This window comes from Streptomyces sp. MGP-BFMKR1 (assembly GCF_057766585.1).
The window spans coordinates 1,242,218-1,268,630 of record NZ_CM173408.1; the positions used below are offsets into that span (position 1 = coordinate 1,242,218).

16 protein-coding genes are annotated in these 26,413 nt (G+C 74.0%); 7 read left to right on the top strand and 9 right to left on the bottom strand.

The window, feature by feature from the left end; all coding sequences use genetic code 11:
• Nucleotides 1-52: 52 nt before the first annotated feature.
• Entirely contained in the window at nt 53-949 is an 897-nt protein-coding gene (locus tag AC3CHW_RS04725; protein WP_488469653.1) for an IS982 family transposase, read from the top strand.
• A gap of 5 nt (nt 950-954) precedes the next feature.
• Here AC3CHW_RS04725 and AC3CHW_RS04730 read toward each other — a convergent pair whose 3' ends face one another.
• Nucleotides 955-2,145 carry an IS110 family RNA-guided transposase gene (locus tag AC3CHW_RS04730; protein WP_488469654.1) on the bottom strand — a complete coding sequence of 397 codons (1,191 nt, stop codon included), beginning with the start codon at nt 2,143-2,145 and terminating at the stop codon, nt 955-957.
• 381 nt (nt 2,146-2,526) lie between these two features.
• Between AC3CHW_RS04730 and AC3CHW_RS04735 the strand changes: the two genes are divergently transcribed.
• A complete protein-coding gene (locus AC3CHW_RS04735; protein ID WP_232544375.1) occupies nt 2,527-2,724 on the top strand; it encodes a DUF1918 domain-containing protein in 198 nt (65 codons plus the stop codon).
• 93 nt (nt 2,725-2,817) lie between these two features.
• Here the strand turns inward: AC3CHW_RS04735 and AC3CHW_RS04740 are convergent, their stop codons facing one another.
• On the bottom strand, nt 2,818-4,128 hold the full coding sequence (locus AC3CHW_RS04740; protein ID WP_488469655.1) for a glycoside hydrolase family 10-like protein: 1,311 nt from the start codon (nt 4,126-4,128) through the stop codon (nt 2,818-2,820).
• Nucleotides 4,129-4,310: 182 nt separating this feature from the next.
• Here AC3CHW_RS04740 and AC3CHW_RS04745 point away from each other — a divergent pair, with 182 nt between their 5' ends.
• Nucleotides 4,311-5,171 carry a 3-hydroxybutyryl-CoA dehydrogenase gene (locus AC3CHW_RS04745; protein ID WP_176164907.1) on the top strand — a complete coding sequence of 287 codons (861 nt, stop codon included), beginning with the start codon at nt 4,311-4,313 and terminating at the stop codon, nt 5,169-5,171.
• A gap of 161 nt (nt 5,172-5,332) precedes the next feature.
• Here AC3CHW_RS04745 and AC3CHW_RS04750 read toward each other — a convergent pair whose 3' ends face one another.
• Entirely contained in the window at nt 5,333-8,122 is a 2,790-nt protein-coding gene (locus tag AC3CHW_RS04750; RefSeq protein WP_488469656.1) for a helix-turn-helix transcriptional regulator, read from the bottom strand.
• A 3,078-nt stretch (nt 8,123-11,200) separates the two neighbouring features.
• On the opposite strand from AC3CHW_RS04750, the gene AC3CHW_RS04755 reads away from it, so the two are divergent.
• A complete protein-coding gene (locus tag AC3CHW_RS04755) occupies nt 11,201-12,232 on the top strand; it encodes a LuxR C-terminal-related transcriptional regulator (RefSeq protein WP_488469657.1) in 1,032 nt (343 codons plus the stop codon).
• A 147-nt stretch (nt 12,233-12,379) separates the two neighbouring features.
• Complete coding sequence (locus tag AC3CHW_RS04760) at nt 12,380-13,378, top strand: AfsA-related hotdog domain-containing protein (protein ID WP_488469658.1); 999 nt, start codon at nt 12,380-12,382, stop codon at nt 13,376-13,378.
• A gap of 42 nt (nt 13,379-13,420) precedes the next feature.
• Here the strand turns inward: AC3CHW_RS04760 and AC3CHW_RS04765 are convergent, their stop codons facing one another.
• Nucleotides 13,421-14,251: a 4'-phosphopantetheinyl transferase family protein gene (locus AC3CHW_RS04765; RefSeq protein ID WP_488469659.1), complete on the bottom strand. Its 831-nt coding sequence runs from the start codon at nt 14,249-14,251 to the stop codon at nt 13,421-13,423.
• Nucleotides 14,252-14,734: 483 nt separating this feature from the next.
• Here AC3CHW_RS04765 and AC3CHW_RS04770 point away from each other — a divergent pair, with 483 nt between their 5' ends.
• Together AC3CHW_RS04770 and AC3CHW_RS04775 are read left to right on the top strand one after the other, a co-directional pair.
• Nucleotides 14,735-17,812, top strand: a complete 3,078-nt coding sequence (locus AC3CHW_RS04770; protein ID WP_488469660.1) for an AfsR/SARP family transcriptional regulator — start codon at nt 14,735-14,737, stop codon at nt 17,810-17,812.
• A 516-nt stretch (nt 17,813-18,328) separates the two neighbouring features.
• The gene (locus tag AC3CHW_RS04775; RefSeq protein ID WP_176164901.1) at nt 18,329-18,586 is read left to right on the top strand and encodes a hypothetical protein; all 258 of its coding nucleotides are present in this window, start codon (nt 18,329-18,331) and stop codon (nt 18,584-18,586) included.
• A 163-nt stretch (nt 18,587-18,749) separates the two neighbouring features.
• Here the strand turns inward: AC3CHW_RS04775 and AC3CHW_RS04780 are convergent, their stop codons facing one another.
• From AC3CHW_RS04780 to pheS, 5 genes are all read right to left on the bottom strand, one after another.
• Nucleotides 18,750-19,280 (bottom strand): NUDIX domain-containing protein, encoded by a 531-nt coding sequence (locus tag AC3CHW_RS04780; protein ID WP_398610984.1) that lies wholly within the window; start codon nt 19,278-19,280, stop codon nt 18,750-18,752.
• A gap of 61 nt (nt 19,281-19,341) precedes the next feature.
• A complete protein-coding gene (locus tag AC3CHW_RS04785) occupies nt 19,342-20,679 on the bottom strand; it encodes an NsdA family TPR-like regulatory protein (RefSeq protein WP_187086435.1) in 1,338 nt (445 codons plus the stop codon).
• A 221-nt stretch (nt 20,680-20,900) separates the two neighbouring features.
• Nucleotides 20,901-22,211, bottom strand: coding sequence for a PP2C family protein-serine/threonine phosphatase (locus tag AC3CHW_RS04790; RefSeq protein ID WP_488469661.1), 1,311 nt, complete (start codon nt 22,209-22,211; stop codon nt 20,901-20,903).
• A 388-nt stretch (nt 22,212-22,599) separates the two neighbouring features.
• Nucleotides 22,600-25,137 (bottom strand): phenylalanine--tRNA ligase subunit beta, encoded by a 2,538-nt coding sequence (pheT, locus tag AC3CHW_RS04795; protein ID WP_488469662.1) that lies wholly within the window; start codon nt 25,135-25,137, stop codon nt 22,600-22,602.
• Nucleotides 25,137-26,288: a phenylalanine--tRNA ligase subunit alpha gene (gene pheS / locus AC3CHW_RS04800; protein ID WP_398610981.1), complete on the bottom strand. Its 1,152-nt coding sequence runs from the start codon at nt 26,286-26,288 to the stop codon at nt 25,137-25,139. Before pheS ends, pheT begins: the two co-directional genes overlap by 1 nt.
• Between the last annotated feature and the right edge of the window lie 125 nt (nt 26,289-26,413).

A 26,413-nucleotide genomic window follows, 5' to 3' on the forward strand; every position in this document is an offset into this window, starting at 1 on the left:
AGTAAGTCCGAAGTCTTCGCGTGCATGAAGCGAGGGTCTCGTTGATCCGTTTGTGACGACAGATCTCGAAACCCTCGCGACAGCACTGTACGTGAAGATCGATGACTCTCTGGCAGGAGCGCGGCGGTGGGGCCGTCCGCCGAGGCTGACCGATGCCGAGCTGTTGACGCTGGCCGTCATGCAGGCCGTTCTGGGCTTCGTCTCTGAGACCCGGTGGCTGCGATTCGCCCGCGCCCATCTGTCCGCCGAGTTCCCCTACCTGCCCGAGCAGTCGGGCTATAACAAGCGCCTGCGTAGCGCGAACTCGCTGATCAGTCGGTTCATCCGAACCCTGGCGCGGGACACCGACCTGTGGCACGACGACGTGTGGATCGTGGATTCGACCCCGGTGGAGTGCGCCCGGTCCAGGCCCACCGTCAAACGCTCCGAGCTGGCCGGCTGGGCCGGCTACGGCTACTGCCCCTCGCACTCACGCTTCTTCTGGGGCCTGCGTCTGCACCTGATCTGCACACCCGGCGGCCTGCCGATCGCCTGGGCCCTGGCCAAAGCCAAGATCGACGAACGCGAAGTACTCACCGACATGCTCACGGGCGACCAGGACCTGCTGGCCGCCCACCCAGGGCAGACGATCATCGGGGACAAGGGCTACGTCTCCAAGCACCTGGACACCTTCCTCGCCGAGCACCGTCTGACCCTGCTGCGGCCCAGTTACCGCAACCTCAAGCCCCGGCCGGGCGAGCGCCTCCTCAAGCCGATCCGGCAGCTGATCGAGTCGGTCAACGACACCCTCAAGGGCCAGCTCGATCTCGAACGCCACGGGGCCAGGACCCCAGCCGGAGTCCTGGCCCGCATCGGACAACGCATCCTCACCCTGACCGCGGCCATCTGGCACAACCGGCAGACAGGAACACCGACCACCCGATCACTGATCGCCTACGACTCCCAATGAAGTTGTCAAGCCGCCTCGGTCACGGGGGGTGTGAGTTGGTAACACCGTCCGTCGCGCAGCAGGGCCCACAAGACGTTGACGCGTCGGCGGGCCAGGGCGAGCACGGCCTGGACGTGCCGTTTGCCCTCAGCACGTTTGCGATCGTAGAAGCGGCGGGACTCCTCGCAGCAGCGGATGCTGATCAGCGCGGACGTGTAGAAGACCCGTTGCAGTCCGCGGTGGTAGCGGGCCGGGCGGTGCAGATTGCCGCTGATGCGTCCGGAATCACGGGGTGCTGGGGCCAGGCCGGCGAAGCCCGCGAGGCGGTCGGGGGTGCCGAAGCGGGTCATGTCTCCGCTCGTAGCGGCCAGGAACTCGGCGCCGAGCAGGGGACCGATCCCGGGCAGACTGGCGATCACTTCGGCTTGGTCGTGGCTGCGAAACCGTCCCTCGATGAGTTTGTCGATCTCGTCGATCTTCTCGTTGCGGGCCATCACCTCCTTTGCCAGGCCGTGCACCATCTGGGCGGCCATCATCTCGCCGGGCAGGGCGGTGTGCTGGCGTTCGGCGGCCTCGACGGCGGCAGCCGCGAGGTCTGCCGCGCTTCGGACCTTGCGGTTGCGCAGCCAGCTCTCCAGCCGCTTGGCGCCGATGCGGCGCAGGGCGGCCGGGGTCTGGTATCCGGTCAGCAGGACCAGCGGTCCACGGTTGGTCATGTCGAGCGCGCGTTCCAAGGCAGGGAAGATGCCCAGGAGTTGCTCGCGCAGCCGATTGACGGTGCGGGTGCGGTCGGCGGCCAGGTCGGCCCGCCGGGCGGTGAGGATCTTCAGCTCCGCGATGGCTTCCGTATCGGGCCGGACCGGTTCCAGATCACGGCGCATCCGGGCCTGGTCGGCGATGATCGCCGCGTCCCGGGCGTCGGTCTTGCCCTGGCCTCGGTAGCCGGCTGTTGCACGGTTGACGGCCAGTCCTGGCAGGTAGAACACGGGCTGGCCATGGTTGGCCAGGAGCCCCAGCAGCAGGACGGCACCACCGTGAGTGACGTCCACGGCCCAGGTCGTCTCGTGGCCGAGGTCCAGGACGTCGGCGATCAGGACGAGGAGCTCGGGTTCGTCGTTGGCCACCCGCCGGGACAGCAGGTGTCTGCCGTCCGTATCAATCACCACGCAGTGGTGGTGCGTCTTGCCGATGTCGACCCCGGCCCATATGCGGCCCATTGCCCCTCCGACGCTCGTGCCTGTCGTGTCCGCAGACGACCTCGCCGGCAGGTCCTTACACAGCGATCTGTTCGCAAATCCCAATCAGCGGCCGAGTCGTCGCGGGGCGCGAGGCGGCCAGTCATAGGAAGCCACGGTCGGCAGACCACTGAAAGCCACACCTCGCACCCCTCGGATGCCCCAACCCTACGAATGGCTGGACCAAACCGATGACCAAGGCAAGGACCACTGACCCGATCACTTCGGACTTACTCGTCTAGCGGCCCGGCCCGCCCCGGGCCCCCGGGCGCGGCGGGCGACACGCTCTTCGGCGCGCGGCCATACACTGACGAACACGGACCATTCGTCCCTCCGGAGTACCCGGACAGGAGGCCAGCGCAGATGCAAGCGAGCGTAGGTGACCGGTTGTTGGTCCACGGCAGGATCGTGGGACAGCACGACCGCGTCGCGGAAGTCGTCGAAGTCCTCGGCCCGGACGGCACGCCCCCCTTCCGCGTGCGGTTCGAGGACGGCCACGAAACCCTGATGTCGCCGGGCCCCGACACCGTCGTCCGGCACGAGAGCGACCCCCACGCCTGACCCGGTCCGCCGGCACGCGCCGGGCCCGCGCGCGGTGTGCGGGCCCGGACCCGGCGCGGCCGGCGGCGGGGGCCGTCTCGCTCGGTGTCCAGCTCAGTGCGGGGGCCGCACCCGGCTCCGGTAGTGGTCGGCGACCACGCGGGCCATGGCGCCGGACGGGTCGCCCGCCACCTCCTTGGCGGAGAAGAAGGCGTGCCCCGCCACCTGCGGGTGCCGGCGCGCGAGGGTGAGGTGCCGGGAGAGTTCGGCCACGTCCTGCCAGGGCGCGGGCTGGGCCGGGTCGCCCGCCTTGTACAGGGCCTCGCCCACGTACAGCCGCACCCCCGTCCCGCGCACCGTGCGCGCCCACCACGGCACCAGCGTCGCGTAGTCGGCCGCGGCGAAGCCGATGTGCCAGTAGACCTGCGGGACGATGTAGTCGAGCCAGCCCTCCACGACCCAGCGCCGGGTGTCGGCGTACAGGTCGTCGTAGGTCTGCACGCCGGCCCGGGTGTCCGAGCCCAGCGGGTCGGTGGCCTGGTTGCGCCAGACGGCGAACGGGCTGACCCCGAAGCGCACCCGGCGGCGCAGGCCGCGCACCCGCTCGGACGTCTCGCGCACCAGCAGGTCGATGTTGTTCCGACGCCACGCGGCCCGGTCCGGGAAGCCGGCCCCGTGCTTCGCGTACGCCGCGTCGTCGTCGAAGACCTGGCCGGCCACCGGGTACGGGTAGAAGTAGTCGTCCCAGTGCACCCCGTCCACGTCGTAACGGGCCACCGCGTCGAACATGGCGTCCTGCACGAAGCGCCGCACCTCCGGCAGGCCCGGGTTGTAGTAGAGCTTCCCGCCGTACGGAACCACCCACTCCGGGTGCACCCGGGCCGGGTGCGTGGCGACCAGCCGGCCCGGGTCCGTGTGGTTGGCGACGCGGTACGGGTTGAACCAGGCGTGCAGTTCGAGGCCGCGCCGGTGCGCCTCGCGCACCGCGAACCCCAGCGGGTCCCAGCCCGGGTCCCGGCCCTGGGTGCCGGTCAGGTACTCGCTCCACGGCTCGTGGGGCGAGGGCCACAGCGCGTCGGCGGTGGGCCTGACCTGGAAGATCACCGCGTTCAGCCGCCGCTCCACGGCGGCGTCGAGCAGGTCGGTCAGCTCGGCCCGCTGCTGCCCCACCGGCAGCCCGGGCTTGGACGGCCAGTCCCGGTTGACCACCGTGGCCAACCACGTCGCGCGCAGTTCCCGGCGCCCGCTGGCGCCGCGCGCCGCGGGCTCGGCGGAGGCCGCCCCCGGCCCCCGGGCGCCGGTCACACCGCCGTCACCCGCGCCGCGGCGGGCGGCCAGCACGGGCCCGCCGGTCAGCAGCCCGGACACCGCGCCCGTGGCCCCGACGGCGAAGCCGCGGCGGCCCATCTTCCCCAAGCGCCCCATCTGCCATCCCTTCACTGTCGCGTGCGTCACATCACTCTGTGGTCAGCATGCCCGCCCCGGCCCCCCGTGCGCAGGTGCGCGCGGAGTAACGTCAGGGCCTAGGCGGTCAGCGAAGCCCTCCGTGCCACAAGCCAGGGGCGGATGTCCGCCGCCGGCCGAAGAAGATCAGCGAAAGGCACGATGTGACCGACATCGAACGCGTCGGAGTGGTGGGCTGCGGCCAGATGGGCGCGGGCATCGCGGAGGTGTGTGCTCGTTCCGGCCTGGACGTCATGGTCGCCGAGACCACGGGCGAGGCCCTGGAGTTCGGCCGTACGCGGCTGACCAACTCGCTGAGCAAGGCCGCCGAACGCGGCAAGCTCACGCCCGACGAGCGGGACGCGGCACTCGCCCGGCTCAGCTTCACCACCGACCTCGGGGAGTTCGCCGACCGCGACCTCGTCATCGAGGCCGTCGTGGAGAACGAGCAGGTCAAGACGGAGATCTTCCGGGTACTCGACCAGGTCGTCACCCGCCCGGACGCCATCCTCGCCTCCAACACCTCCTCCATCCCCCTGGTCAAGCTGGCCGTCGCCACCTCGCGCCCCGACCAGGTCATCGGCATCCACTTCTTCAACCCGGCCCCGGTGCAGCGACTGGTGGAGGTCATCCCCGCGCTGACCACCGGCGAGGAGACCATCAAGCGCGCCGAGGCCGTCGTGCAGGGCGTCCTGGGCAAGCACGCCATCCGGGCCCAGGACCGCTCGGGCTTCGTGGTCAACGCGCTGCTCATCCCGTACCTGCTGTCCGCGATCCGGATGTTCGAGTCGGGCATCGCCAGCCGCGAGGACATCGACGACGGCATGGAGATGGGCTGCGCCCACCCGATGGGCCCGCTCAAGCTCAGCGACCTGATCGGCCTGGACACCGTCGCCTCGGTGGCCGACTCGATGTACGAGGAGTACAAGGAGGCGCTGTACGCCGCTCCCCCGCTGCTCCAGCGCATGGTCGACGCGGGCCGGCTCGGCCGCAAGACCGGCTCGGGCTTCTACACCTACTCCTGACCCGCGCCGGTTCGCCCGCCGACCGCGACGGGCGAATCGGCCGGGCACGCCACACGTGCCGAGGGGCCGCCCCACCCGGGGCGGCCCCTCGCCGCGTCTCGTGGCCGCGCCGGGGAGTCCCTGGGGAGTATCGGCGGCGCGGCGGCCGGGGGCGCTCGGCGTCAGGCGATCTCGGCCATGCTGAGCTGGAGGTTCATGGGCAGCTCCTGGCGGCGGGTGATGTTGAGCTTGCGGTAGACGCGGGTCAGGTGCTGCTCGACCGTGCTCACGGTGACGTAGAGCTTCAGCGCGATCTCCCGGTTGGTGTAGCCGTACGCGGCGAGCACCGCCACCCGCTTCTCGGAGTCGCTGAGTTTGGCGTCCACGTCCGGGTCCGCCGACCACAGCGGGTCCTCCTGGGCGGGTACCGACCGGGCGTGGTGGCCCGGGACCGGGCGCTCGCGCACGGACTCGATGCCGCACTCCTTGGCCAGGTGCCAGGCGCGGCGGGTGACCATGCTGGCCCGCGCGGGCTCGCCCACGGCCTGGAACGCCTGCCCCAGGTCGGACAGTGCCCGGGAGAGCTCGAACCGGTCGCCGTACTTGCGGAGTTCGTCCACGGACTCGGCCAGCAGCCGGGGCCGCTGGCCCACCTCGACGAGCGCCGCCCGCACCCGCAGGGCGACGCCCCGCACCCGGGCGTTGCGCGCGTCGCCCATCGCGAGCTGTTCGGTGACCAACTGCTCCGCCTGCTGCCGGTCGCCGAGCTGGATCAGCGCCTCGGCCGCGTCGGTGCGCCAGGGCACCACGACCGCCCGGTCCAGGCCCCACCGCCGGGCGAGCCGGCCGACCTCGAGGAAGTCGCTGAGCGCGGCGTGGAAGCAGTTGGTGGCCAGGTGGTAGAAGCCCCGGGAGCGCAGGTAGCCCAACGCGTACACGGTACGGAACAGGCCGTCGGGCACCGGGTGGTTGAGCTGTCGGGCGGCGGCGCCGTGCCGGCCCTGGGCGGTGGCCGTGTAGATGAGGACGCTGCGGGGCGCGCAGGCGAAGACGCTGCCGTTCTTCTCCGGCAGGCAGTCCAGCGCCATCGTGGCGTACTCCTCGGCGACCCGCAGATTGCCCTGCCTGATCATGATGACGGCCTGCGCCTGGGCGAAGGCGGCCTTCCAGCCGGGGGCGCCCCGGCGGTCGGCCTCCTCGACGAAGGACTGGCACCAGGGCAGCGCCCGGTCCGGCCGGTCGCCGTGGATCAGGGTGCGCAGGGCCTGTCCGATGGGCTCGATGGTGGTGTCGGTCAGCACGGCGGTCTGCAGGAACCGCTCGGCAGCGGCTGCCGCCGGCTCACCCTCGGCCGCGGTGGGCACCGCCCACATGCCGGCCGCGGGGCGGCTGGCCGCGCTGTCGGTGAGGGTGACCGTCGCCGCGCCGTCGGCGTCCTTGGACACCGCGACCATGGCCCGCGAGCCGGCCGGCGCCGCGTGGCCGAACTGCGCGCCCAGCAGGTTCCCGCGAATCACCTCCGCCGCCTGCGGACTCCCGTCGCCACGCGCCTGCGCCAGCCGCTCCAACACCTCGGCAGCCGCGTCCACCCGGCCCTGGGTGACCAGGAGTCGGGCCAGCGCGGGCATGTGGGACTCGATCAGCCGCCCGGCGCGCAGCGCCGCCAGCGGTTCGGCGGTGTGCTCCTCGGCGGCGCACGGGTCGACCCGCCAGGTGACCGCCGCGAGCCTGATCTTGATGGCGCTGGTGCGCTGGTCGTCGTCGCACGCCTGGTGGGCGAGGGTCAGACAGGCCACGGCCTGCGCCACGTCGTCGTCGGCCAGGGCCTGCTCGGCCGCGTCCCGCAGGGCCGCGACCCCCCAGCGTTCGTCGGCTTCCCCGGCCGCCAGCAGGTGGCCGGCCACGGCGGGGCTGGGGGCGCCGATGCTGTGCAGCAGCCGCGCCGCGTCCCGGTGCAGCGCGGCGCGCGCCTCCGGCTCCATGGCGTGCACGATGGCGGCCGGCACGCACGGGTGCCTGAACCCGCAACCGTCGGCGATGCCCGCGGCGTTGAGCGCGTGCACGGTCTGCGACGCCGCCGCCGCGCCGACGCCGAGCAGCCGCCGGACGCACTCCACCGAACCCACGTCGCGCAGCACGGCCAGCGCCTCGGCCAGCCGCACGGTCTCCCGCCCGCCCCGGTGCAGGCAGGTCAGGACGGCCTGGGTGAACGGGCCGCCGGCCTCGGGGCTCGGCAGTGCGGCGCGGCGCTCGGCGGGGGCGGCCCGGTACTCCTCGACCAGCGCGCGCAGCAGCAGCGGGTTGCCGCCGCTGATCGCGTAGAGGGCGTCACCGAAGTCCTCGTCCTGCGGCAACCCCTGGTAGGTGGCGGCGAGTTCGGCCACGCCGGAGCGGTCGAGCCGCTCCAGCCGGACGCGCTCGAAGTGCGGCAGGCGCAGCAGCTCGGTGCTGAAGACGGGGTCGCTGGCGTGCTCGTGGAGGGATTCGGCGAGGACGAGGAGAATCCGCGCGGAGCGGGTGCGCCGCGCGGCGTACAGGAGGTACTGGAGGGTGGGGTCGTCGACGTGTTGGAGGTCGTCCACGCAGACGACGACGGGGGTGGTGGCGCTGAGTCGGTGCAGCGCGGCGCAGAACTCCTGCATGGCCTCGACCCGGACCAGGGTGGCCGGCTCGGCGGGGGCCATCTGCGGCAGGGTGTCGGCGGGCGCGCTGGCGATGAGTTGGCGCAGGGCGCCGAGGGGGACCGAGCGCTCCCGGGGCGAGCCGACCGCGCGCAGCAGCGTGGCGCCCAGCCCCTCGGCCCGCTCGGCGATGCTCTCGATGAACTCGCTCTTGCCGCAGCCCGCCGGCCCTTCGACGAACACGATTCTGGAGTTTCCGGACAGGCATCCAGCGATCGCGCTATCCAGCGTGTTGAGTTCCATACTCCGATCGATCAAAGCCATGGTTACCCCAAGTCCCCGTGAATTCATAGCTTTTGACGCGCCTGCTACCAGGTCTGCCGGGAGGTGCGCCCGCACGCCGCGTGGGAATCGTTCCCGCGAACGGGTTCAGTCTACGGAGCGCGCAGGCGCCCCCCGGTGTCCATAAGTTGCAAGGCAACAACTACGTGCGAGGCCACCGCTGACGCGCGTGGCACTCCGGAGCGCGGCGGCGCTCAGCGGTTGCGGATGGTGGTCATCCGCGCCCGTGAAGCGGGCCGCGGCAGGCGGGCGGCGGCCCGTCGTACGGCGAACGGCGGCGGGCCCGCCGCGGCGCGGGGCTGGACGGCGCGGGCCACGAGGGGTGGCCGCGCCGCGCGTATGAGAAGGCCACCCCGGGTCGCTCGGACGGCGCGCCCGGGCGCGGCGGCGAGGTGTCCGACGGCCGGGCGGCGGAGGGTGGCCGGGGCCGCGCGGCGGAGGGCGGCCGGGGCGAGCGGGGCTCGGAGCGAGCGATGGCGGGGGCCGGGGGCCCGGCCGTGGTCGGCCGTCAGGCCCTTGGCCGGGAGCGTCTCGCGGCCCGCCGGCCGCGCCGGGCGCGCGGTGGCCGGGGCGACAGCGAGCGCGCGGGGCGACTCGGGGGGCGCGCCGCCGCGGCGGGCGTGCGGGCGGGTGTCGCGGCGAACAGGGAGGCCGGAGCCGCTACGGGTTCGGGGGCGGGCGTCGCGGCACCGTGCGGTGTGGTCCCGCCGTCGTGGTTCGCGCATCGCGCTCCTCCCTTCACACCCTCGACCGATGGGGCGGCGCCGGGGCCCGGGCCGCCGCGTTCGCGAGCGGCGCGTGGGCCGATCGTCCGCCGTCCTCGCGCCAGGCCATCGGAGGCGGGGCGCGATCGTTCCTCACGATCGCACGGGCGTAAGGACCGGCCAAGACCGCCCTACCCCTCATCTCCACGGCGTGCGCCCCCTAGCCCGCGCCGGCCGGCCGGTGCGGGCGGCGGCGCGGGGACGGCGGCGGGGCACGGGCCAGGGGGCGAGCGGCGCTTCATGGCGTCCAGCATTCGGGCAGGGGGCAGGCAGATCGATGCATGGGGGTGCGGGGAGGGTGCGTACGGGATTCTCCCGCCCCCACCGCGCGCCGCACCCTGCGGTATGGGGCTGGGGCGTCGAGCGGCTGGGCCGCCGTCGTCCCTGGTCAGCGCGGGTTTGCCGAGTCAGTGGGTGGGTTCCCGCCGGCTGGGCCGAGCGGGCCTGGCGGTCCGGCTCCGGCGCCGGTGGGGTCGGGCCGGGGCCAGGCGCCCGGTCGGGCGCCGCGGGTCGTCCGGGCGCCGCGAACCCGGTCGGGCCGTGCCCGTGAGTGACCACGACGGCGCCGCTGACCGCGACGCTCCGCAGCGGAGGGGCATATTCCACGGACAGTTGATGGGCGCGCACCAGCCGTATGCGCATCACTCGCGCGACCCCACCCCCAGCCCCACTCCAACGATTCCCCCTGAGCAGCGACCTGCCACGGGAGCGGGCCGCGCGGCAGGGGATATGGGGGAATCCGGGTCGGCGACCCCAAATTTCGATCAGGTCTCGATCAAATGACGACCTGAATACATGACGTCCAGCGAAGTCACCCCCTGAATCTCCGCGCGCACCCCCCACCGCGGCTACCGGGAATCCCGTCGAGCGGCCACGGGACATCGGCCAGATCTTGTCCGCGACCAGTCCATGGCCACGGAATGCGGTAGTGCGCCCCCCATTTGCGGTTGGCAACTTCCTGACAGGACGGGCCACTTGTTCCCGACGCGCCCGGGCGCCACCAACGGGGTGCGCCGCGCCAGCGCCGCGGCCTTACGCGCGCCCCGCCCCCGGCCGTGCGGCGCCCAACACCCCCCGGAGCCAGCCGACATCGGGCGCGCGCCCCGTGCCACCAGCGGCTTCACCCGCCGGCGACGACCAGCGGGCGAGGCGGCGCACGCCCCCGCCGGCGTTCGCTCTGGCGCGCGTTGCCCACGGGCCACCCGCGCTTTTCCCGCCCAGCGCCCGGGCGTTCCGCCGCGGTACGCACCCCCGGCGCCCGACCCCGCACCACGCGCCGCGCGCTCCCCGGGGCGCGGTGCGCCGCTCCCGCCCACCACCACGCCAGCCGCCCCCGCCGCCGGCACGCGGCCCGCCACGCGGCGCCGCGCACAGCGCGCCGGCCGTGGCAGCGGGCAGCAAATACCTCCCCCAAGCGCCCGCCAAGTCCGCACCAAGGAATGACCAAGTCCCGCCCCCGCAATCAGCCGTACGGCCGGGAATGCGGCCGACCGCGTCCACTGAGGGGAGAATTCCGCTTTAGCCGGACTCAAGAGATCATCTACGCCTTTTCCCGCCCGCTTTCCATCGGCGGACCACTCCGGGCCCACCCGGAGCGAGATGCGCGCGGCCAATTACTCCCTATACAGTGCACAAATAATCGACACAACACAAAGGAATTGCCTTTCACATGGGTAAGGAGATCGCCAGGAGAGGACTTCCGCTTTCCGCGGCTCTATCAGTTCTCCGCCACACCTCCACCAAACCCCCCGGCGTTACACCCCGTAACGATCGCCCCCGCGGCCCCCGGGTCACCTTGCGTGAAGCCTTAGGGAGCAACTGTCGAGTAACACCGACACACGCCAGGCGGGCCCTCGCCAACCGAGGCGAGGACCCGCCATCCGACCGCCGCGCGGTCGCCTTCTCTCGTCAGAGACGCCGCTCTGACGTGCTTAAACTCCGGCTCAGCCGGCCCAGATGGGGTCGCGGCGGATCGCCTGCAAGATCATCGAGGTCGTTGGGTAGGTCGAAGTGGTGCCACTCACGTTCATTCCTCCGCTCGGAACCGGGGCAAGAGCCAAGGCCAGCCATACACCGTGCGGCGCAAGGCGCCAACCACCGACAGACCTTGACGGTCACAAGATTAGCGCGGGACAGTTTCCTTTTCCCTCCGGGAGGAAGCTTTGACGTTGCTCTGGCGTGTACGGCACGTACCGTGATGGGCAGTACACGCGTGTCGAGCGGCGGCAACGCCGCTCCCAAGGCTTCGAAGCATTTCCAAGAAAAACCCGATGTCTTAAAGTTGCAAGGCAGCAAGAGCAGGGAAGAGGGGGGAAGCTCGGGGATGTCGGCAACCATCGGTTCCGACCCGCCATTCGCGGAGCTGGACGACGTGAGCGCGACGGCATACCGGTTGGCCGTGCAGTTGGGCCGCTTCAACCGGCACGAGATCGCCCAACAGCTACGCATATCGACCGATGAGGCCACCCGCATCGAGCGGGTGCTGAGCCTGCTGTGTCTGCTGCACCCCACCCCGGGCGACGCCGAACTGCTCGTCCCGGTGAGCCCCGACGCGGCGGCCGTGGAGCTGGTGGGGTCGGCCGAGAACCAGATCCGCGACCTCCAGCACGCCGTCACCGAGGTGCGGGCCCAGATGCTGTCGCTCACCCCCGCCTACTACGACGGCCGTCGCGAACGCAATCGCATGGAGGCGTTCGACGTCGTCTCGGACGTCGCCACCGTGCAGTCGCTCCTCGACGAGCTGAGCGAACGCTGTCGCAGCGAGGTGCTCACCGTGCAGCCGGGCGGCGCCCGGCCGGCCCACATCCTCACCGCGGCCCGCAAGGTCTCGCTCGGGATACTCGACCGCGGGGTGCGCATGCGCACCGTCTACCAGCACACCGCGCGCTCCGACCTGGCGACCCGGGCGTTCGTCCGGGAGTTGATCGAGCACGGCGGCGAGCTGCGTACCAGCGAGGAAGTCATCGACCGAATGATCATTTACGACCGCGAGGTCGTCTTCCTGCCCGAGCACAGGCCCGTGGGGCGCGAACCGGGCGCGGCCATCGTGCGCGAGCCGACGCTCGTGGCCTTCCTCTGCTCGGTCTTCGAGCACCTGTGGCGCGGGGCGACCCCCTTCCACCTGGGCAGCGTCGAGTCCGACCCGGTGACCGACGACCTCAAGCGGTCCATCGTGCGGCTGATGGCGGAGGGCTACAAGGACGAGATGGTGGCCAGGCGGCTCGGCATGTCGGTGCGGACCTGCCGACGTCACATCGCCGAGATCATGGAGGAGTTGGAGGCCACCAGCCGCTTCCAGGCCGGCGCCAACGCCGCGCTGTCCAAGCTGCTCTCGTACCCGCAGGACACGGTGTGACCACGCGGGGCGCGGGCCGTACGGACCGGGGGCGGCGGGCCCGGATCGGGGCGGCGCCCGTGGCGTCGGCGCTGGCCCGGCACCGTGGCCGGCGGTCGCGGGCCCGCCCGTACGCGAGCGGTCCGGCCTCGGGCCCCCGGGGGTGTCATGCGTAGCGACGCCGCCGCCTCTCCGGGCGAGCTCGCCGCCGAGGGCGCGACCAGCCACCTCATCCACCGGCCACGGTCGTCGGAGCACTACCTCCTGGACGCCCCGTGCACCGGCGAGGAACACTTCGTCCTCGTCTCCCGGACGCCGCTCGGGCACCCGCTCTTCAACGACGGCCCGGGCCACTTCCACGACATCCAGGGCACCGCGGAGATGGCCCGCCAGGTGGGCGAGTTCATCGGGCACCAGTTCTTCGGCCTGCCCGCCGAACAGCACGCGGTCTTCGCCCGGCTGCACCTGCGCATCACCCACCTCGCCGCCTGGCGGGCCCGCCCCGAGCAGGCCGACCTGACGGTGCGCGTCCGGGCCCGCCCGACCGAGGTGGTGCGCGGCGTGCCGCGCGGGGTCGAGCTGCGCAGCGAACTGAGCCTGGACGACGTCGAGTGCGCCACCGGCACCGCCAGCCTCGCCTTCCTGCCGCCCGACCCGCCACTCCAGTACGCTCCCCCGCCCCGGCCGGCGGTCCCCTCCCCCGAGGAGCGCGAGGGCGGCGACGCGTACGGAGCCCCCCAGCGTCCCGCCGCGGCGCCGGAGGTGGGCCGCGGCAGCCCGGCCAACGTGGTGGTGAGCGAGCCGGCCGAGGCCGCGCCGTACGGCCGCTTCGTCACCCAACTCCTGGCCAGCACCTACCACCGGGTGTTCGCCGCCGAGGGCGGGGACCACCTGTCGGGCATGCTGCTCCTTGAGGCGATGCGGCAGACGGCGCTGCTGGCGGCCGGCCGGACGTACGGGCTGACGCCGTCGCGCGCGACCATGGCCACCTCGCGGGTCCTCTTCCGGGCGCGCGCCGAGCCCGGCCTTCCCCTCACCTGCACGGCCGTTCCCGGGCCGCTCGGCCGGGACGCGCAGCAGCGGCCATCGGTGCCGGTCACGGTGACCCTGACCCAGTACGGGCGGCGCGTCGCGGAGGCCACGTCGACGGTCCTGCAGGACTTCTGACCGCGCCCGACCAGCGGGCGCATCGGCCGCCGGCCGGGCGGGCTAGGCGAAACAGTCGCCGTCGGCCGTACTGCGCGGGGTGCCGAACTCGGCGTGACTCAGCTCCTTCGCCGCCGCGGCGTCGAAGACCGCGGCGCTCACCCGGTGCCCGCTGTCCAGCACGACGGAGCTGAAGGCCCACTCGTGGTTGCCGCCGAGGCTGCCGTCCGGGCGCCGCACCCGCACCGGCCCGCCGTCCGGGGCGAAGCCGACCTCCGTGAACCGGAACTTCATCGCCTGTCCCATGGCCTTGCTGTACGCCTCCTTCAGCGTCCACAGCCGGATCAGGCTGCTGTTGCGCTCGTACTCCGGCAGGTTGGCCAGCGACACCAGTTCGTAGGGGGTGCAGATGTGCCGGCCGAAGCCCTTGCCGTACACCTGCCGGTCGGTGCGCTCGACGTCCACGCCGATCAACCCGCGCGTGGTCAGCCCCACGACCATCACGCCGTCCGCGTGGCTGAGGCTGATGTCGACCTTGTCGCAACCACGGAGGTAGGGGCGGCCGGTGGGCCCGTAGCCGAGTTCGCTGCTGCTCGCGCCGCCGTGTACGACCGTCCGCGCCGCGTACCGCAGCAGCATGCGCGAGGCCGCGTACTCCATCCGCAGGTCCGGGTGGGCCAGCGCGAGGTAGCAGGACCAGTCGTCCCCGAGCAGGGTGCGCAGCTCGGCCTCGGAGGCCGCCCCCGGGTACCAGTCGGCCTGTCGGGCGTGCAGCAACACCGCGCCACGGGTCAGGAGTTCGGCGCGCGCCCGGTCCCATCCGGTGTCCTGGCCGACGACCTCTATGGGCGGGCCAAGCGGCGGTCCCGGTCTCGGGCTCTCGGCGGCCGTCATGGCAGTCCTCCAAGGGTGAGATGGCAGACGAGCGGGTCGCCACAGCGTACGGATACGCCGACAAGGATGACCGCCGGGCCGGAATCGTTCCCGGGGCAACGCCGCCGTTCGCGGTGGCCGGGAACAACGCGAGGTCAGGGACGGGCTCTTCGCCGGTCCGCGCGGCGACGCCCGGGGGCGCGCGACGGCTTGGGCAACGCGATCCCTCCCGCTGACGGGGCACGACGGACGGCGGCGGGCACCCGGCCGCGCCGATGGGCTCCGATGGTCGGCGCACCGGCTTAAGAAGCACTTAGGTCCGGCGACTTAAGGGCCGCTTAGGGGGCGGCCCACCTCACGCGGGGCCGGGCCCGGCACCTATGGTGAAGCGGTCCGGGTACGGGGACGCTGCCCGGACTGACCATGTCACTGGCTGGCCCGCTGAACCGGTCGGCCGGGCGGGCGGAAACACGGGGCGGGATGAGGTTCCGGATACTGGGCCCGATGGAAGTGACGGGCGAGCCGCCCGAGGAGCGGGTGCTGACACCGCGGGCCGCGAAGCCGCGCGTCGTGCTGGCCAGTCTGCTGGTGCGGGCCGACCGGGTGGTGTCCGTCGACACCCTGGCCGATGAACTGTGGGGCGGCAGTCCGCCGCGCACCCCCACCGCCACCATCCAGGTCTACGTCTCCCACCTCCGCAAGACCCTACAGGCGGCCGATCCGGACGGCGGACGCGACGCGCTCGTGACCCGCAGCCCCGGCTACGTGCTGCACCCGCGGCCCGGGCAGCTCGACCTCGCCGACTTCGAGGAGTTGCACGACCGGGGGCGCGCGGCACTGGAGCGCGGGGACCACGCGGCAGCCGCCGACCTGCACCGGCGGGCGCTGGCGCTGTGGCGCGGGCCGCTGCTCGCGGACACCCCGCACGGCGCGCTGCTCGGCGGGGCCGCCGCCTGGGCGGCCGAGGTGCGCGTCTCCGCCCTTGAGCAACGCGTCCGCGCCGACCTCCAGTTGGGCCGCCACCACGAACTCGTCGGCGAGCTGCGGTCCCTGGTGGCCGAGCACCCGCTGCGCGAGGAGTTGCACGCCCACCTGATGCTCGCGCTGTTCCGTACCGAGCGGCAGAGCGAGGCGCTGCGGGTGTACGCGCGGCTGCGCGAGGCCCTGATCGACGAACTCGGTACGGAGCCCGGGCCGCCGTTGCAGCGGCTGCACCACCGCGTCCTCGCCGCCGACCAGGAGTTGATGGCCCCCGACCGCGCCCTGGCGCCGCCGCCGAGCGCGCCGCGGCCCGGGCGGCTCGCGGCCTGCCTGCCGGCGGCCGACCCGGCGTTCACCGGGCGCGCCGCGGCGCTCGCCGAGGTGGAGCGGCTGGTGCGGTGCGCGCCGGCCGGTGGCTGCGTCGCCATCGCCGGCCCGGCCGGTGTCGGCAAGACCGCGCTGGCCGTGGAGGCGGCGCACCGCGCCGCGGACGCCTTCGCGGACGGGCCGGTCTTCCTCGACCTGTGCCCGCCGGGCCGGGGCCCGCTCTCGGCCGCCGAGGCGATGGGGCGGCTGGTGCGGCGGGCGGGGGTGCCGGGGCCGCTGCCCACCGATCCGCAGGAGCTGACCGACCTGGTGCAGCGCCTGTTCGCCGGCCGGCGCACGCTGCTGGTCGTGGACAACGCGGCCAGCGAGGCGCAGGTGCGCCCGCTGCTGCCGACCGGCCCGGGCAGCGTGACGCTGCTGACCAGCCGGCGCCTGCTCGCCGGGTTGCGCGGCATGCGCCCCATCGTGCTGTCCGCGCCCGACCGCGCCGAGGCGGTCGCCATGTTCGAGGCCGCCGCGATCCTGGCCCGCCCGGTGGACGAGCCGGAGGCGGTGGCCCGCGTCGTGGAGTGGTGCGGCGGGCTGCCGCTCGCCCTGCGGGTCGCCGCCGCGCAGTTGGTCGCTCGGCCGCACTGGACGGTCGCCACGCTCGCCGACCGGCTGGCCGACGAGGGCACCCGGCTGTCCGGGCTGACCGCGGGCGACGTCGATGTCCGCGCGTCGCTCCGCGCCGCCTACCGCGAGGCGCCGGCCCCCGAGCGGCGGGCGTTTCGGCTGCTCGGCCTCGTACCGCCGGGCGCGTTCGGGCCGTGGCTCGCGGCGGCCGTGCTCGGCGTCGCCGCGCGCGAGGCCCAGCGGCTGTTGGAGGCGCTGGTCGACGCGCGGCTGGTGGAGGTCGCCAGGGCCGACGGCGCCGGGCCCGACCGGTACCGACTGCACGCGCTGTGGCGGCTGCTCGCCGTCGAGTCGCTGGCCGCCGAGTCCCCCGCGACGGTGCGGGAGGCGACGCGTCGGATGTGCGCGGCGTACGCGGACGCGGCCTCGTACGCCGACGCCCTCTTCGCCCCCGGGCGGCGGGACGACGAGGGCGTGTACCACCGTGGCGGCGCGCCGCCCGACGGTGACACCGGCGCTCCGTGGCCCGGAGCCGCGCCCGCGACATGGGCGACGGGGCCGGAGTCCGCGGCCCACCCCGGCCACGGGGCCTGGCGCGGGGTCGGCGGCGGTTCCGGGGCGGGCGGCCCGGCGGAACGCGCGGAGCGCGCGGAGACCATGGGCTGTGGGCTCGCGTTGAGTGGGTGCGGCCTCGCGACCGGTCCGCGCCAAAGCGCCGCCGCCTCCACCGGCCCGGCGGCCGACGTCCCGTGGCCGGCCGGCCCGCGCCGCGCCCCCACGTACCCGGCCCACCTGCCCGTCACCCGCGCGCCGGCCGGCCCGACGGGTGCGGCCACCCCGCCGAGCGCGACCGGAGCGTCCCGCGCCGGGCTCGGCGACCCGCGCTCGTGGCCCCCGGCCGAACCGGTCGCCGACGGCCGCTCCTGGTACGTCGAGGCCGTGGGCCCCCACCCGCTGGACTGGTTCGCGGCCGAGCGGGGCCGGCTGGTGGCGGTCGTCACCGCGGCGCACGCGGCCCGGCTGTGGCGGCCCACGATCCGGTTGGCCGACAGTCTGAGCGCCGGCCTGGAGGCGCTGGCCGCCTGGGACGACTGGCAGGCCACGCACGCCCTCGCGCTGGACGCGGCCCGCCGCTGCGGCGACCGCCGCGCCACCGCCCGACTGTTGCGCTCCCTGGGCGACCTGCACTGGCAGCGGCGCCGCCTCGCGCTGGCGCGCGAGCACTACCGGCAGGCCCGACTCGCGGCATGGGAGGTCGCCGACTCCCGCGAGTACGGCCGCACCCTGGTCGCGCTGGCCGAACTCAGCCTGGACACCGGGCAGGTGGCCGACGCGACCCGGCTGCTCACCTCGGCCCTCGCGGTGGCGAACACGCCGATGGACACCCGCGGCCGGTACGAGGCGCTGCGCGCGCTGGCCCTGGTCGCCCTGGAGACCGGCGACCCGGGCGCGGCGCGGCGCTCGTTGGACGAGTGTCTGGAGTTGGCCGAGGCACTCCGCGATCGGCGCCTGGAGGACTACGCCCGCCGCGCGCTGCGCGCCCTGCGCGCCGGACGGCCACGGGGGCGCACGGACGCTCCGACGGCGCGTCGGGCGCGCCCCAGCGGCGTGGAGGTGCGCCCGGGCGTGTGGCGGTTGCGAACGCCGGCCCCGTTCTGAGCGGACGCCGTGCGCCGGGCCGCCGGGGCGCGCAGCGGGCCCTCGCGTCCGGCCCGTGCGGCCCGGGCCCGCGCTGGCGGCGCGGACGGTTCGGCGCGCGGGGCCCGCTCGCCCCCGGGCCCCGCGCCGCTCGTCGCCCCCGCAGGTCGGGGCGGCCGACAAGCGGAGTCGGCCGCGGGCCCGGCCCCGCGTCCGCGGCAGCGTTGTCAGGCCCGCCGCCACGCGGGCTCGGCGGCGCCCGTACGGCCCCGTGCGCGGCCCGCCCCGGGGTGGCCGGCACGCGCGCCCTCCGGTCACCGTACGCAGCGGTCACCGGGCGTGGCCGACGGCGCGGCCCCGGTGCGTCCCTGGTCGCCATCGAACGGGCCGGCCCGACCGGTCACGGAACGTCATTCGCACGGGGTGTGCGCTGCCAACCCGCGCACACCGCCTGCACACGCTCCCGCACGGCCCGCAACCGTGGTTCGCTCGGTGCGTTGGTAACCGCACGGACACACATGTGGAAGGGGATCAGGCGTGACCACCGAGCCCGAGCAAGCCGTGGTAGCCGCGGAGCTCGCGGAAATCCGTCGCAACCTCGACGTCGGAGTCGCCCGCATCGACGGGCAACTCGCCCTGCTGGCTCAGCGCAGCGCGCAACACGACCGGGACGTGACGAAAGTGACGGAGCGCGTACGGGTGTTGGAGCACGGCCGCTGGCCGCTGCCCTCCCTGGCGGCGCTCACGGGGGTGGGGGCGCTGGCCGTCGCGGTCTGGCAGGCCGCCGGCCGCTGACCGGGCGCCGACGCCGGGCATCGGCCCGCCCGGCGTCGGCGCCTCGCGTCGACCCGGCCGGCCCGGGGCGGGACCGCCGCGACGAACGCGCGACGGCCCCGCCCCGGGTCAGGCCAGGTCAGGTCAGGTCAGGTCAAGCCAGGACAAGCAAGAGCAGGGCGACTCATCCCAGGCGTATGTGGTGCAGCAGCAGGAGCGCCGCCGCCATGTTGGCGGCCGGCACCTCGCCCCTGGCCACGATGTCCGGGACGAGCTTGAGCGGGACCCACTCGCGACGATCGGACTCGAAGGCGTCCTCGGGCGGGCCCACGTAGTCGGCGTCCTCGGCCCAGTAGATGTGGTGCCGGGCGTCCGACAGGCCGTTGGAGGGCTCGACGGAGAGCAGGTGGCGCAGCGGGCCGGGCCGCCAGCCGGTCTCCTCCTCCATTTCGCGGGCCGCGGCCTCGGCGACGGCCTCGCCGTCCTCGACCACGCCGGCGGGCAGCTCCCAGCCCCAGGTGTCCGTGATGAACCGGTGCCGCCACAGCAGCAGCACCTCGTTCGCCTCGTTGACCACCGTGGCCACGGCCACGGGCCGCAGTCGGATCAGATAGTGGTCGAGGTGGTGCCCATCGGGGAGTTCGACGTCCGCCAGGTTCACGCGGAACCAACGGTTCTCGTACACCGTCTGCTCGCTGAGGTTCTTCCATCGCACGGTCTGCCACCTTCCGCCGGGGGTCGAGGGCAGCGACTCGGCGGGAGCAGCCCCGTGTGCCTCACAGCGGAACGCGCAGTGCCCCGTCGATCAGTTCGGCGGCCTCGGAGGTCGCGGCGCATCCGCTCTCGACGAGATGCTCGCGCACCGCGCGGAGCCGGTCCCGTAAGCGCTGCGATTCCATTCCGCGCGCCCGCTGTGCCATTTCCACCGCGGTCGCCCCCGCCCGATCCGCGTCCCCCTGGCGCAACTCGATATGCGTGAGCATCGCCAGCCGGTGTACCCGGCCCCGGTCGTGCGCGGGAGTGTCCACGGCGGCCGTGGCGTGTTCGCGGGCCGCGTCCAGGTCACCGAGGTTCAACAGCGCCTCGGCGACCTGCACGTTCACCAAGCCCGGCTGTACGTAGCCGGTCTCGTCGGGCTCCTGTCCGGGACGGATGCGCTCGGCGGCGCTCTCCGCGCGCCGGATGCAGGACAGCGCCCCCGCGCCATCGCCGAGCCGGGCGTACGCCTTGGCCTGCATGGCGTACAGGTCGGCCGCGAGGGCGGGGGTGATACGGGGGCCGGCGGCGCGCAGCGCCGATTCGGCGAAGGCGACCGCCTGCCGGTGTTCGCGCATGTGCAGCGACTGGTTGACCAACAGCGCGATGACGTAGGCGCCGAGGCCGCGGTCGCCGCTGGCCTTGGCGAGCCGCAGGGCCTGGTGGAAGTAGCGCTGGGCGAGCCCGTGCGCGTCGGAGTCGTACGCGCAGATGCCCGCGACGGCGACGAGTCCACCGGTGGCGCGGTGGAGTTGCCGTCCCGTCGCGTCCGGGTAGCTGCCCCGCAGCAGCGGCGCGGCCTCGGAGATCAGGAAGCCGACGACGCGGGCGCGGGTCGCCACGCCGCCCGCCTTGCGGTACATCTGCTCGTAGTGGGCGCGGGCCGAGCGGAGCATGGTGATGTCGCGCATGCTGACCCGGGTCATGCCCTCCCGCGAGACGTCCGCGTCCTCCGGCGGGTTCTCCCACTCCCATACGGGGATGACCGCGGGGGTGCCGGTGACGGCGGGGGCCCGCACGATGTGGGGGCGCTGCTGTTCGTCCGAGCGCCACAGCGCGGTGGCGCGCTCCACGAAGCCGGACAGCGGCGTGCCGGCCCCGCGCGCGCTGCCGGGGGTGCCGAGGCCGATGGCGTCGAGGGTCAGCGCGCGGTGCAGCCGCTCGCCGAGCACCTCGCAGATCAGGTCGGGCACCTGCCCCCGGGGGCGCTGCCCCTTCAACCAGCGGGCCACGGCGGTGTGTTCGTAGCGCAGCTCCATGCCGCGCGCCCGGCCCGCCTCGTTGACGTGTGCCGCCAGTGCCGCGTGCGAGATGCCTGCCTCGTCCAGCACGGCGTCGAGCAGTGTGTTGGGCTCCATGCCGCCCTCCCGATGCCTCCGGTCACTTCAGCGTAACGGGGTCGCGCGCACACGGGGTGTGAACTTCGCGTACGGTCACGGGCCGCCGCCGCTCGCGCCCCGGTCACCCGGCCCTGACCTGCGGCGCCGCCCGGGCGACCGCGGAGCCGTGGGTGCCGGGCCGCCCCGGCGGCACCGGAGCGCGCCCGGCCCCTCGCCCGCCACGCGCTCCCCGGCCGCCGCTAGGAGAGCCGCGCGTCACTGGTGAGCGGCACCGGCACGGACAGTTGGGCGGGCACCCGGCTGCGGTCGTTGCGCAGGACGAGGAGCGCCGCGTCGTCGCCGAGCCGCCCGCCGGTGTGCCGCAGCAGCGCGCCGCGTACCCGGTCGACGACGGCCTGCGGGTGCACCGGCCCGCCGCGCGCGGCCTCCGTCAGCGCCCAGGCCAGCGGGAAGAAGTCGCCCGCGGCGTTGCGGGCGTCCTCGGCTCCGTCGGTGTAGAGCACCAGCGCCTCCCCGGGGAGCAGCAGCACGCAGCGGGTGGGCGCCGGCAGGTCGGGCAGCGGGAACAGGCCGAGCGGCGGCATGCTCTCGCCCGGCGCCAGTTGCCGCACCCGGGGCAGCGACGGCCGGTGCGGCAGCACGCGCCGTCCGGTCCCGTGCGGCCCCGGCCGCCGGGGGCCGACCGGGCCGCCAAGGCCCTGGCCCACCAGCAGGAACGGCCACGGGTGGCCGCAGTTGAGCGCCATCACCTCGCCCGAGGGCCGCACTTCGAGCAGGAGCACGGTCACGAACTCCTCGGCGACCGGGTGCCCGGCACCGGGGCGCCCGGTCGCCGTGGACGCCGTGGACGCCGCGGACGCCGTCGTGCGCTCGCGCAGGTGCCGCCGCAGGGTGCGCTCCAGGCGCCGTAGGACGCCGGCGAGTTCCACCTCGTCGTGGGCGGCCTCCCGGAAGCTGCCGAGTACGGCGGCGACGGTGTCGAGCGCGGCCAGCCCGTGCCCGCGTACGTCGCCGATGACGATCCGCACCCCGTACGGAGTGGCCACCGCCTCGTACAGGTCGCCGCCGACCACCGCGTCCCGGCTGGCGGACAACTGTCCGCCCGCCAGGGCGAGGTGGTCAAGCCGGTGCGGCAGCGGGCGCAGCAGGGTCTGCTGGGCGGCGACGGCCACGCCCCGGGTGCGGTGCAACTCGCGCACCAGGCGCTGTCTGCGCCGGTTGGCCAGCCCGCAGGCGACGAGCACGATGAGGATCGAGCAGCAGGTGCCCAGGGGCGCGCTCGACGGATCTCGCGGCCCGAACCTCGCCATCGGCACCAGGGCGAGGAGTGCGCAGGCGCCGCCGAGGAGCACCCGCTTGCACTCGCCGCCCAGGGCGAGGGCCAGCGCGGGGGCGGCGGCCAGCAGCGGTTCGAGGCGCAGCCCGGGTGGAACGGTCAACTCCAGGATCAGCACCGCGAGCACCCACAGGCCCGGCAGTACGGTCACGAGCAGCCGCGGGCCTCCCGCCGGCGCCGATCGCGTCGCGCCCACCGCCTTGGTTCCGATCATCCACCGGCCCCCTTAGCTGCCCATTGAGGCGGTCGGGCGGCCCCTGACCTTCGAGTGGCGGGGACTGCGCGACCGGGACGATTGTGGCGACCATCCACACGGCGTTGACTACTTAAGGTGTCCTTCTCACTCCTTCGGGTGAGGACACCTCGAACACCGCGTCGCCCTGGTGCACACGCGCCCGAGAGTCGAACGTCTCCGCCTCCCGCGCGGTCGCCGGGTCGCGCGATACGGTCGCGGCCACGGCGCGCTCGCCACCCCGTGCGCCCCTGAGCTGTCGGCCCGCCGGCCGGGCGCCCCTGTGGCGCACGAAGGGCGTGCCCCGCGCGTGATGCGCGGGGCACGCCCCTGGTGTGGTTCCGGGGCGCCGTCGGCGCCCGGTCGCGGATCAGGCTCCGCGCAGCACCGCCCCGGTGCGCTCGACGGCGGTGGCGACCGCCGCGTCCCGGGCCGCCGACGCCTCGTCCGCGGTCAGCGTGCGGTCGCTCGCCCGCAGCCGCAGCGCGTAGGCCAGCGACTTCTTGCCCGCGCCGAGCTGCTCGCCGGTGAATTGGTCGAACAGCCGCACCGATTCGAGCAGTGCGCCGGCGCCCTCCCGCAGCGCCGCCTCCACGTCGGCGGCCGGCACCGAGGCGTCGACGATCAGGGCGACGTCACGGGTGGCCACCGGGAAGGTGGACACGTGCGGCGCCTGTACGGGCCCCGGCGTCGCCCGCTCCAGGCGGTCGAGCTCGATCTCCATCGCGCTGGTGCGCTCCGGCAGGCCGAGCGTCTTGATCACCCGGGGGTGCAGTTCGCCCGCGTTGCCGACCAGCACCTCCTGGCCGTCCACGACGGCCAGCAGCGCGGCGCAGCGGCCGGGGTGCCAGGGGGCCTGCTGGTCCTGGCGGACGATCAGCTCGACGCCCGCCTGTCGGGCGACCGCGCGCCCGGCCTCGATGGCGTCGCTCCAGTCCGCCGGGCGGCCCTTGCCCCACCAGCCCGCGCGCTCACGCGTGCCGGCCAGCACGACCGCGGCGCGGCGCGGCTGCCGCGGCAGGGCCGTGTTCAGCGCGGCGATCTCCGCGTCGCTGGGCCGACGGTCCACCGGCAGCCGCACGGCGGCCACGGCCACCTCGTCGGGGGTCGCCGCCGCGCGGAAGACCAGGCCGGTCTCGAACAGCGCGAGGTCGTGCTCGCCACGGCCGTCGTTGCGGCGCAGCGCGCCCAGCAGCCCCGGCAGCAGCGTGGTGCGCAGCACCGGCTCGGTGTCCGAGAGCGGGTTGGCCAGGCGTACGGTCGCGCGCCGCGGGTCGTCGGAGTCCAACCCGAGCTGGTCGAGGATCTCCTCGCTGGTGAACGGGTAGTTGGGCGCCTCGGTGTAGCCGGCCCCGGCCAGCGCCCGGCCGACCCGGCGGTGCAGCCGCTGACGCTCGGTCAGGCCACGCCCAGCGGGCGGCTGGGGCAGCGTGGCGGGCAGGTTGGCGTACCCCTCCAGGCGGATGACCTCCTCGGCGAGGTCGTTGGGGGCGCTCAGGTCCGGCCGCCAGCTCGGGACGGTGACCACCAGCTCGTCCTGCCCGTAGACGTCGCAGCCGACCTCCTGGAGGCGCCGGACGACGGTCTCGCGCCCGTAGGCGACGCCGGCGACCCGGTCCGGGTGGTCGGCGGACATCGTGATGGTGCGCGGTCCGCTGGGCGCGGTGACCTCGGTGACGCCGGCCTCGGCCGTGCCGCCGGCGAGCAGTACGAGCAGGTCGACGGCGCGCTGCGCGGCGGCGGAGGTCGCCTCCGGGTCAACGCCCCGCTCGAAGCGCCGGGACGCCTCCGACGAGATCTTGTGACGGCGGGCGGTGCGGGCGATGGAGACGGCGTCGAAGTGCGCGGCCTCGATCACCACGTCGGTGGTGCCGACGCTCTCGCCGGAGGTCGGGTCCTGGGCGATGTCGGCGATCTCGGTGTTGGCGCCGCCCATGACCCCGGCGAGGCCGATCGGCCCGTTGTCGTCGGTGATCACCAGGTCCTCGGCGTCCAGGACCCGCTTGACGCCCTCCAGCGTGGTGAGCTTCTCGCCCGGCGTGGCCCGCCGGACGCCGATGGTGCCGCTGACCCGGGACCGGTCGTAGGTGTGGAGCGGCTGGCCGAGTTCGAGCATCACGTAGTTGGCGACGTCCACGGTCAGCGAGATGGGCCGCATGCCGGCCTTCTGCAGCCGGCGCTGGAGCCAGATCGGCGAACGCGCCTCGGGCGAGAGGCCGACGACGGTGCGCGCGGTGAACCGGTCGCAGCCCGCCGGGTCGCTCACGCTCACCGGGTAGCCGTAGCCGTTGGGCGCCGGCACGTCCAGCAGGGCCGGGTCGCGCAGCGGCAGCCCGTAGGCGGTGGCGGTCTCGCGGGCGACGCCGCGCAGCGACAGGCAGTAGCCGCGGTCGGGCGTGACCGCGATGTCGAGCACCTCGTCCCGCAGCTCGAGCAGTTCGATGGCGTCGGTGCCCACCTCGTGCTCGGGCGGCAGCACGATGATGCCGTCGTGGTCGTCGGACATGCCCAGCTCGCTGGCGGAGCAGATCATGCCCTCGGAGACGTGGCCGTATGTCTTGCGCGCGGAGATCTTGAAGCCGCCGGGCAGTTCGGCACCGGGCAGCACGACGACGACCTTGTCGCCGACCGCGAAGTTGCTGGCACCGCAGATGATGTTCTGCGGCTCGCCCGTCCCGTTGGCCTGGCCGACGTCGACCTGGCAGTAGCGGATGGGCTTCTTGAAGCCTTCGAGCACCTCGACGGCGAGCACCCTGCCGACGACGAGCGGGCCGGTGAGCCCGGCGCCGAGCTGCTCGACGGTCTCCACCTCGAGACCGGCGGCGACGAGCTTGGCCTGCACGTCACGGCCGGTCTCACCGGCTGGCAGGTCCACGTACTCCCGCAGCCAGGAAAGCGGGATTCGCATCAGATCTCCATCCCGAACGGCCGGGTGAAGCGCACGTCACCCTCGACCATGTCTCGCATGTCCTCGACGTTGTGGCGGAACATCAGCATCCGCTCGATGCCGAACCCGAAGGCGAAGCCGCTGTACTTCTCCGGGTCGATGCCGCAGGCGACCAGCACGCGCGGGTTGACCATGCCGCAGCCGCCCAGCTCGATCCAGCCCTCCGAGGAGCAGGTGCGGCAGGGCCGGTCCGGGTTGCCGACCGACTCGCCGTGGCACACGTAGCACTGCATGTCCATCTCGGCGGACGGCTCGGTGAACGGGAAGTAGTTCGGCCGCAACCGAGTGCGCACGCCGGCGCCGAACAGGGCGCCGACCATGTGGTCCAGGGTGCCCTTGAGGTCGGCCATCGTCAGACCCTCGTCGATGGCCAGCAGCTCCACCTGGTGGAAGACGGGGGTGTGGGTGGCGTCGAGTTCGTCCGTGCGGTAGACGCGGCCCGGGCACACCACGTAGATGGGCGGCTCGCGGTCGAGCATCGAGCGCACCTGGACCGGCGAGGTGTGGGTCCGCAGCACGATGCCGGACTCCGCGTCCTGCTCGGCGTCCTGCCCGGCCGCTCCCCCGCCGTCGGTGGCGCGCACGAAGAAGGTGTCCTGCATGGCGCGCGCCGGGTGGTCGGGCGTGAAGTTGAGCGCGTCGAAGTTGAACCACTCCGCCTCGACCTCGGGCCCCTCGGCCACCTCGTAGCCCATCGCGACGAAGACGTCCTCGATGCGCTCGGAGAGGGTCGTCAGCGGGTGCCGGGCGCCGGGCGTGAACCGGTCGGTGGGCAGCGTGACGTCCACCGCCTCCTCGACCAGCACGCGCGCGTCGCGCTCCGCCTCCAACTCCTCCTGCCGCGCCTTGAGCGCCCGCGACACCTCGCCACGGGCCCCGCCGACGCGCTTGCCCGCGTCCGCCTTGGCCTGCGGCGGCAGCGCGCCGATCTCGCGGTTGGCCAGGGCCAGCGGCGAGCGGTCGCCGGTGTGCGCGATCTTCGCCTCGTGCAGGGCCGCGAGGTCCCCGGCCGCGGCGAACGCGGCCAGTGCCTCGTCCCGCATCCGGGCGATCTCTTCCGGTTTCAGTGCCTCGACCTCTACCGGGTCAAAGGACTTGTTGGGTGCCGACATCTCTTCCCGTGCTTCCGATTGGCTGCTGGCTTCGCCCCGCCTCGGCGCCTCGATCTCGTCCGGATGCCGAGCACGTGTGGCTCAGCCGACGATGGTGGTGCCAAAGGTGCCAAAGGTCGAGTCTA